The following is a 725-nucleotide window of genomic DNA, read 5'->3' on the forward strand; positions in this document are numbered from 1 at the left end:
TATCCAGATATTGTAAAAATCCGTTTTGTTATTAATGCGTTGTAGCTGAAGTGAAAAGTCGCTGATCCACTCTTTTTCAAGCAGCTGCTGGTAGGTTTGTTCAAATAATGGCCTGTTTTTGCTGGTTGGTGGATTTTTGTTAATGGGTTGGATAAGACGTTTAAACTCTCTTTGATCCTCTTGAGAGACAGTGACTAAAGCTAGTTGTTTAAAGAGGAACATCGCTACCAGCTCATCAATGTAGAGCTGCTGGTTGCCATGTTCTTGCAGGCTGTCAATATAGTGCCGGATAACCTCTGGCCAGCTGTTTAATGCTTCTTCCACTCTCTTACCCCCGTCGGTAAAGCCCTAATTGATGGTGATAGTCATACTCATGCATATTTTCTTGCATCTCCGGAGCGCGTAGCTCCCCGAAATTCCAGCTAACCTGCGGCAAGTCCATGCCCAGATCGCTGGCCAGTGTCTGATATATGGTCTCTGGCGACTGATCAAGCCAGAAGTGCATTCCCTGGCCCAATGTGAGCGGTGGTGCCGTTTCGATGCCGGGGTTATCTCCGAACTTTGGTGGCTTGGCTGCTTCGTTATACCAGCGCCAATAGGATGTACTGTGGTGGTCATGAAGCCATAAGTAATAGGCCTCATCTTTTTCAGACAGACGGAACTTCTGCTGGCGCTGCACTTCACCACACCACCAGGGCTTTATGGGCTGTTCGCTATCCCACCAG

At 47.7% G+C, this 725-nt stretch carries 2 protein-coding genes; both read right to left on the bottom strand.

The features are described 5' to 3' along the window. Positions 1-324, bottom strand: a 324-nt coding sequence (locus J7438_RS26510; RefSeq protein WP_209279018.1) for a hypothetical protein, incomplete at its 3' end; no start/stop codon positions are given. Between the two features lie 4 nt (positions 325-328). Next, positions 329-725 (bottom strand): hypothetical protein (locus J7438_RS26515; RefSeq protein ID WP_209279019.1); only part of this gene is annotated, 397 nt, incomplete at its 5' end.

The organism is Thalassotalea sp. G20_0 (genome assembly GCF_017744175.1).
Lineage (GTDB): Bacteria > Pseudomonadota > Gammaproteobacteria > Pseudomonadales > Endozoicomonadaceae > Endozoicomonas.